Below are 6,772 nucleotides of genomic sequence, written 5' to 3' on the forward strand. Positions count from 1 at the left end.
GTTGTGGGTGGCCTCGCGACCCATCAAATAGAGATCGGTCGCGGGCAGCACGGTGACGGCAACGCCGGCTTTTGCCAATTGCGCGGTGGCAGCTTTCAGCTGCTCCGGCGGCAGCGCCGAGAGTTTCGTGGCATGGCCGATCGCGACGCGCCCCTGATAGTTGCGCCGCTCGGTCTGCCGGCAGACTTCGTCGAGGTGCCACCAGGACGGATCGAGATCGAAATCGAGATGGAGATCGACGTCGACGTCGAACTCCTGCGCGAGATCGAAGATGCGCGCGAGATGCGCGTTCGGGTCGGTGTCCATGTAGGGACAGCCGCCGATGGCCTCGCCGCCGTCGCGCAGCGCCTGGATCAGCAGCTCCTCGGCGCCGGGATCGTTGGTCAGGCCCTCCTGCGGAAACACGCAGAGGGACAGGTCGATGGCCCAGGCATAGTCGCGCTTGAGCGCCTTGATCGCCTCGAAGCCGCGCAAGCCGATGCGCGGATCGATCTCGACATGGGTCCGCATGCGCGTCGTGCCGTGCACGATTGCCCGCTCCAGCACGCGAGCGCCGCGCGCGTAGACGTCCTCGACGGTAAAATCCTTCTTCATCCCGGCGACGGCGCGGATGGCCTCCGAGACGCTGCCATGATTGTGCCCGCAGCGGCCCAGCAGGCAGGCCTTGTCGAGATGGATGTGGGTGTCGACGAAGCCGGGCAGGGCCAGGCGTCCGCCGACATCGACTTCGACGGCTTCGCAGGTCAGCCTTGGCTCGATCGCGGCGATGCGGCCGCCCTTCACGCCGATATCGACGGGTGCGGCGGATGATCGCAACAGCGTGTTGCGGAAGATCAGGTCGAAGGCGGTCTGGATGGTCATGGCGTCGGATTCGGGTGTGTTAGCCTAGCGGAAGCTGCGGCAGCGGGCAGCTCCAGATTGTGTGCAGTTCCGCCGTCAAATTGTCTAAAAAAGATGCATGCAGTTTGAGGCATGAATTGTAGTATGCCGGCGCTTCCGGAGAACCCGCCAAGAGAACCTGACATGTCCACCCCCGCAAAAGCCGAACGCCCGATGACCGACGCCGAGATTGTCGAGGCCTACCTGACGGCCTCGATGATACCCGATCCCGACGCTGCTGCGGCCTACATGAAGCCGGGCACGGTGATCACCTTCACAGGCGGACGCGAGTTCGACCATCCGCGCGGTCCGACCGGCTTCAACGCAAAACGCTATCGCTGGGTCAAGAAGAAGATGGACCGGTTCGACGTCTGCCCCGGCGCGGACGAGACTGTCGTCTACAGCGTCGGCACGCTCTACGGCGAGTGGATGGACGGCACGCCGTTCGAGGGCAATCGCTACGTCGACCGTTTCGTCGTGAGGGGCGGGCAGATCGTGAAGATGGACGTCTGGAACGACAGTGCCGAGCGCATTCTGGTCCAGCGCGGGATCGAGACTTAACCCCTTCGGGCGACCTTCGGTAGCTTGACGACGCGATCGCTCGTCACCTCGTCGGCATAGGGCGCGAGAATATCGAGCAGGTCGCGGCCGCGCTGCGGGGCAGGGGCGACCAGTGCGCGAGTGGCCACGGAATCGAGGTGATGGTGCATCAATTCCATCACCTTGGCCTCGTCGCCCTTTGCGAGCGCAGCAATGATGGCGCGGTGCTCGTTGATGGCGCATTCGGTCGAATGCGGGCGGCTATAGAGCGACAGCGTCAGGCAGCAGCGATAGGCGACCTCGCTGACATAGCGCACCAGGATCGGACTGTTCGTCATGTGCGCGAGCAGGATGTGGAATTCGGTGGCGAGCCGGATCGAGACCGCATCCGTGCCGCCGCGCGCGCGGTCCTCGGCGTCGACATGGGCGTTCAGTTCGGCGATCTGGCTCTTGCTCAGCTTGCCCGCGAGCTGGCGGACCACGAGCCGTTCGAGCTCGATGCGGATGTCAAAGGCATCGCGCGCCTCCTGCCAGCTCGGCGTCGCCACCACCGCGATCCGGTTGCGGCGGAGCTCGACCAGGCCTTCGGCGGCGAGTTGCCCCAGCGCGTGGCGGGCAATGGTGCGGCTGACGCCGAAACGCTCGCCGAGCGCATCCTCGGGCAGCTTCGCCCCGGGTTCCAGCGCCTGCTCGATGATTGCGCGCCGGAGCGCGCGGCAGATCACGCTGACCTTGTCCGACGATTCTGAAGTCTTGCTGCTTGCGCGCGCCGCCATCGGCGAATCCTTGGAGTGGGATCGTCATCGCTCCTTTAGCACAGGGCGACGGCAATCCATCGCTCCAATTGCATGCAGTTTGGGGCTCAAGCTGCCTAAATCGAATCCGGCCATTCGGCCCGGCGTTTCGCCAGCCCGTTGATTTCACAGCGGTTGGCCGCTGGCACTCAGCTTGCATGCACTTTTCTCGTGATGCGCATGCAACCCAATGATCAGTTTGACGGCCAGCCCGTCGCCGCGACCGCTATCGAGCTCTCGGACGCCTCCGTGACCTTCGGGCGCGGCGATCGGGCGGTGCCGGCCCTGTCGAAGACGACGCTGAGGATTGCCGACGGCGAGTTTGTCGCACTGGTCGGCCCGTCCGGATGCGGCAAATCGACCATCTTACGTCTCGTCAGCGGGCTGGTGCAGCCGACCAGYGGCGTCGTCATCGTCGGCGGCCGCGAGGTCGCGGCGCGCGCGATGCGGGTGGGCATGGCGTTCCAGAACCCGACCATGCTGCCGTGGATGACGATCGAGCGGAACATCATGCTGCCGCTGAAGATCGTCGAGCCGTTCCGCTCGAACTTCCGCAGGCTGCGCAAGACCGAGTTCCGCGACAGGGCCAATGCACTGCTGGAGCAGGTTGGGCTCAGGGGATTTGGCAGCCGCTATCCCTGGCAGCTCTCCGGCGGCATGCTCCAGCGCGCCAATCTCTGCCGCGCGCTGATCCACGAGCCGCGCATGCTGCTGCTCGACGAGCCCTTCGGCGCGCTCGACCAGTTCACCCGCGAGGAGCTGTGGGCGATCCTGCAAAATCTCTGGATGACGCATAAGCCGACCGTGCTGCTGGTGACGCATGACCTGCGCGAGGCCGGCTTCCTCGCGAGCCGCATCTGCGTGATGAGCGCGCGCCCCGGCCGCATCCTCGACGACAGCCGCGTCGAATTCGCCCGACCGCGCACCGTTGCCATGACCTTCGAGCCGGATTTCGTCGCGCTGAACCAGAAGCTGCGCGCCTTCATCGAGGATGCGCGCAGCGCGGCTGAGCAGGGGACAGGCTGATGTTCGGGATCGATATCAGGCAGAAGGCGTGGTCGGCGGGGCTGATCGTGCTGTTCTTCGTCGCCTGGGAGCTGTTCTGTCTGATGACGGGCATGTCGGATTTGGTGCTGCCGCGGCCGTCGCAGGTGTTCGTGACCTTGTTCCAGCGCTTTCCGGTGCTGTGGCCGCATATCGTGCAGACGCTTGCGACGACGATGTTCGGCTTCGTGCTCGGTGTTGCGCTCGGCGTCGCCCTTGGCGCAATCATCGGCGTTTCCAAAACGGCTTATGACACCTGCTATCCGCTGCTGATCGGTTTTTCCTCGATCCCCAAGGTCGCGGTGGTGCCGATCTTCGTGCTGTGGTTCGGCTCGGGCACCGTGCCGGCGGTGYTGACCGCGCTGTCGATCTGCTTCTTCCCGATCGTGGTCAACATCGCCACCGGCCTTGCGACAACCGAACCCGAACTCGAGGACGTGCTGAAGGCGCTCGGCGCCAGCAAGTTCGACATTCTCTGGAACGTCGGTCTGCCCAGAACCATGCCGTTCTTCTTTGCCTCGCTGAAGGTCGCGATCTCCTACGCGTTCGTTGGCGCCGTGCTTTCGGAGACGGTCGCCTCCAACCGCGGCATCGGCAACGTCATGATGACCGCGTCCTCGAATTTCAACGTGCCGCTGGTGTTCGCCGGCCTGTTCGTGCTCGCCGGGCTCGGCGTCGCGCTCTACGCCGTGTTCTCGCTGATCGAAGGCCGTGTCACCGGCTGGGCCACGCGCAAGAACGACGTGATCGCCACCTGATTTTTCACACCGTCACGCAATGAAGCTTGAGGAGGTCTCGATGTTGAGAAAAGTAACTGTTGCGCTGCTGGGATTGGCCCTGTCCGCGGGCATCGCCACGGCCGAAGACACCACGATCAAGTTCACGCTGGGCTGGAAGACGCAAGGCAGCGACGCCGCGTTCTTCTACGCCAAGGACAACGGCTTCTTCAAGGAGGAGGGCCTCAACGTCGTGATCGACCAGGGCGAGGGCTCCGGCGCCACCGTCACGCGCGTCATGTCCGGTGCCTATGATGCCGGCTTCGGCGACGTCAACGCGATCATCCAGAACGCCTCGACCAAGCCGCAGGACGCGCCCGTCATGGTCTACATGATGTGGAACCAGCCGCCTTTCGCGATCGTCGCCAAGAAGACCAGCGGCATCAACACCATCAAGGATTTCGAGGGCCATACGCTCGGCGGCGCGCAGGGCACGCCGACGACGCGCCTGCTGCCGGTGTTCACCCGCAAGAACGGGCTCGACGGCGAGAAGATCAAGATCTCCAACATGGCGCCGAACCTCCAGGAGCCGATGCTGATCAAGGGCGACATCGACGCCGCGCTGGTCTTTAACATCACCAGCTACTTCAACCTCGTGCTCAACCGCCAGGACCCGGACAAGGACTTCAAGTGGTTCTCGTTCGGTGAGTACGGCCTCGATCTCTATTCTAACGGCGTGATGGTCTCGAAGAAGCTGCTCGCCTCCAACCCGAAGGCGGTCGCCGGCCTCGTTCGCGCCATCAACAAGGGGGCGATCGCGGTGGCCAAGGACCAGAACGCCGGGATGAAGGCCGCGCTGAACTACGACAATCTGATCGACGTTGCCGTCGAGAAGCGCCGGCTGCAATATTCCTTCGAGAAGCTGATCGTCTCGCCGGAGATGAAGGAGATCGGCATCGGCGACATCAAGGACGACCGCATGACGCGGGCTATCGGCATCGTGGTCGAGGGCTACCAGCTCGCCCGCGCACCGACGCCGGCGGAGGTCTTCTCGCGCGAATTCCTGCCGCCGCGCGCGGAGCGGGAGCTGGTGTATACTGCCAACTAAACTTGGAGCGACGGTCATGGCCACGGAGATTTCGGCAGCCACCCTGTTCCGTGGCCCTGACCGCGGCGTCAGCGACAACGTCGAGCTGCGGCACGACGGCGGTGTCATTACCGGTATCTCTGAAGGGGCGGAGGCCGGTCCTCGCTCCTTCGTCGTTCCGGCCTTCGTCAACGCCCACGATCATGCCCGCGCCACCGCCTCGTCCTTCGGCGCGGTCGGCATGCCCCTGGAAAGCTGGATCCTGCGGACCGTGCTCGGCACGCCCGTCGATCCCTATCTGACCGCGGCGTCCGCGCTGGCCCGGTCCGCCAAGGCCGGCTGCGCTGCCATGATGGTGCACTACACCCGCCCGAGCGGGACGATGCCGTTGCTCGATGAAGCCAAGGCTGTTGCGAGGGCTGCATCCGATGTCGGCATCCGCATCGCTTTTGCGATGGCCGTGCGCGATCAGAATCCGATCGTTTATGGCGATGCTGAACCGGTGCTTTCCTGCCTTTCGCGCGACGACCGCAACACCATCGAGGAGCTGTTCGTCCGCGCGCCGATGTCGCCGAAGGCCTATGTCGAGCTGACCGATGCCATTGCCGCCGCCATCGCCGGCCCGATGGTCGATGTGCAGCTCGGGCCTGCGGGCGTGCAATGGTGCTCGAAGCCGCTGCTGGAGGCGGTGGCCGAGAATTCGGCGCTGACCGGCCGCCGCATTCACATGCATCTGCTGGAGACCGTCTACCAGCGTGCCTGGGCCGACCAGAACTTCCCGGACATGGTGCGCTGGCTTCGCGACATCGGCTTCCTCTCGGAGCGGCTGACGCTGGCGCACTGCATCCACGCCCGTCCCGATGAGCTGGAGATGATCGCGGCCTCCGGCGCGCGCATCGTCACCAATTTCAGTTCGAACATGCATCTGCGCTCGGGGCTCGCCCCGATCGCCGCGGCGCACGCRTGCGGCTGCGCCATCGCGGTCGGCGTCGACGGGCTGGCGCTGGACGAGGACGACGACATCCTGCGCGAGATGCGGCTGGTGCAGATGGCCCATGGCGGCCTCGGCTTCAAGGCGACATGGACGCCGGCCGAGATGTTCGCGCTCACCATCCGTAACGGGCGCCGCGCGACCGGCGCGCCGGGGAGCGGCGAGCTCGTTGCGGGCAACCCCGCCGACTACGTGGTGATCGATCTCGATCGGCTCGATCGCGACCGGATCATGCCCGTCGATCCCATGGCGCTGCTATTCGCGCGCGGCAACGCATCGTTGGTCAAAGAGGTCGTCGTTGCCGGCAAGTCGATCGTCAGGGACGGGGTCTGCGCCGGCGTTGATCTGCCGGCCATCGAACAGGAGTTGCGGGCGATGTACCGCGCCAATGTTGGCAGGCTCGCCGGCTTCCAGCGGACCTGGCCGCCCCTGTCGGAGCGACTGGGCGGCTGGTTCGAACAGCAGCTGACCTGTCAGTAGCGCGCCCGAGGCTCCCTTCGGCCCGGTTGTATATAAAAGCGCGATAGCTGGTAGACGCTGCCTCTTCTGGCGGCTGGCGGATGTCTGGGCTATTAGCTCCGCGATAGCGTCTCGACACGAGTCGATGACCCCCTTTTAGGAGGCCCCGATGCGTCTTCCCACCGTTCTCCTGGCCGTCACATGTCTTGCGGGCGCAGCTTCAGCCGAAGACCTGTCGGGCACGCTCCAGAAGGTCAAGGAG

Annotated in this window: 7 protein-coding genes and 1 pseudogene; 6 read left to right on the forward strand and 2 right to left on the reverse strand. The window is 64.9% G+C overall.

What is annotated here, in order from left to right; translation table 11 throughout:
* A partial coding sequence (locus AC1D00_RS20605; protein ID WP_477011933.1) for an amidohydrolase family protein occupies window positions 1–861 on the reverse strand: 861 nt, incomplete at its 3' end.
* A 162-nt stretch (window positions 862–1,023) separates the two neighbouring features.
* Here AC1D00_RS20605 and AC1D00_RS20610 point away from each other — a divergent pair.
* Window positions 1,024–1,440, forward strand: coding sequence for a nuclear transport factor 2-like protein (locus AC1D00_RS20610; RefSeq protein WP_477011934.1), 417 nt, complete (start codon window positions 1,024–1,026; stop codon window positions 1,438–1,440).
* Here AC1D00_RS20610 and AC1D00_RS20615 read toward each other — a convergent pair.
* Window positions 1,437–2,195 carry a GntR family transcriptional regulator gene (locus AC1D00_RS20615; RefSeq protein ID WP_477011935.1) on the reverse strand — a complete coding sequence of 253 codons (759 nt, stop codon included), beginning with the start codon at window positions 2,193–2,195 and terminating at the stop codon, window positions 1,437–1,439. The genes AC1D00_RS20610 and AC1D00_RS20615 overlap by 4 nt on opposite strands.
* Window positions 2,196–2,387: 192 nt before the next feature.
* Here AC1D00_RS20615 and AC1D00_RS20620 point away from each other — a divergent pair, with 192 nt between their 5' ends.
* The 5 genes and pseudogenes from AC1D00_RS20620 to AC1D00_RS20640 all read left to right on the forward strand — a co-directional run.
* Window positions 2,388–3,239, forward strand: coding sequence for an ABC transporter ATP-binding protein (locus AC1D00_RS20620; RefSeq protein ID WP_477011938.1), 852 nt, complete (start codon window positions 2,388–2,390; stop codon window positions 3,237–3,239).
* A complete protein-coding gene (locus AC1D00_RS20625; protein ID WP_028146641.1) occupies window positions 3,239–4,015 on the forward strand; it encodes an ABC transporter permease in 777 nt (258 codons plus the stop codon). The genes AC1D00_RS20620 and AC1D00_RS20625 overlap by 1 nt, the downstream gene beginning before the upstream one ends.
* 40 nt (window positions 4,016–4,055) lie before the next feature.
* Window positions 4,056–5,081, forward strand: a complete 1,026-nt coding sequence (locus AC1D00_RS20630) for an ABC transporter substrate-binding protein (RefSeq protein WP_477011936.1) — start codon at window positions 4,056–4,058, stop codon at window positions 5,079–5,081.
* Between the two features lie 16 nt (window positions 5,082–5,097).
* The gene (locus AC1D00_RS20635; protein WP_477011937.1) at window positions 5,098–6,531 is read left to right on the forward strand and encodes an amidohydrolase family protein; all 1,434 of its coding nucleotides are present in this window, start codon (window positions 5,098–5,100) and stop codon (window positions 6,529–6,531) included.
* 148 nt (window positions 6,532–6,679) lie between these two features.
* Window positions 6,680–6,772 (forward strand): annotated as a pseudogene (locus AC1D00_RS20640) (amino acid ABC transporter substrate-binding protein); the annotation flags it as partial.

Source organism: Bradyrhizobium sp. P2_E8 (genome assembly GCF_056403875.1).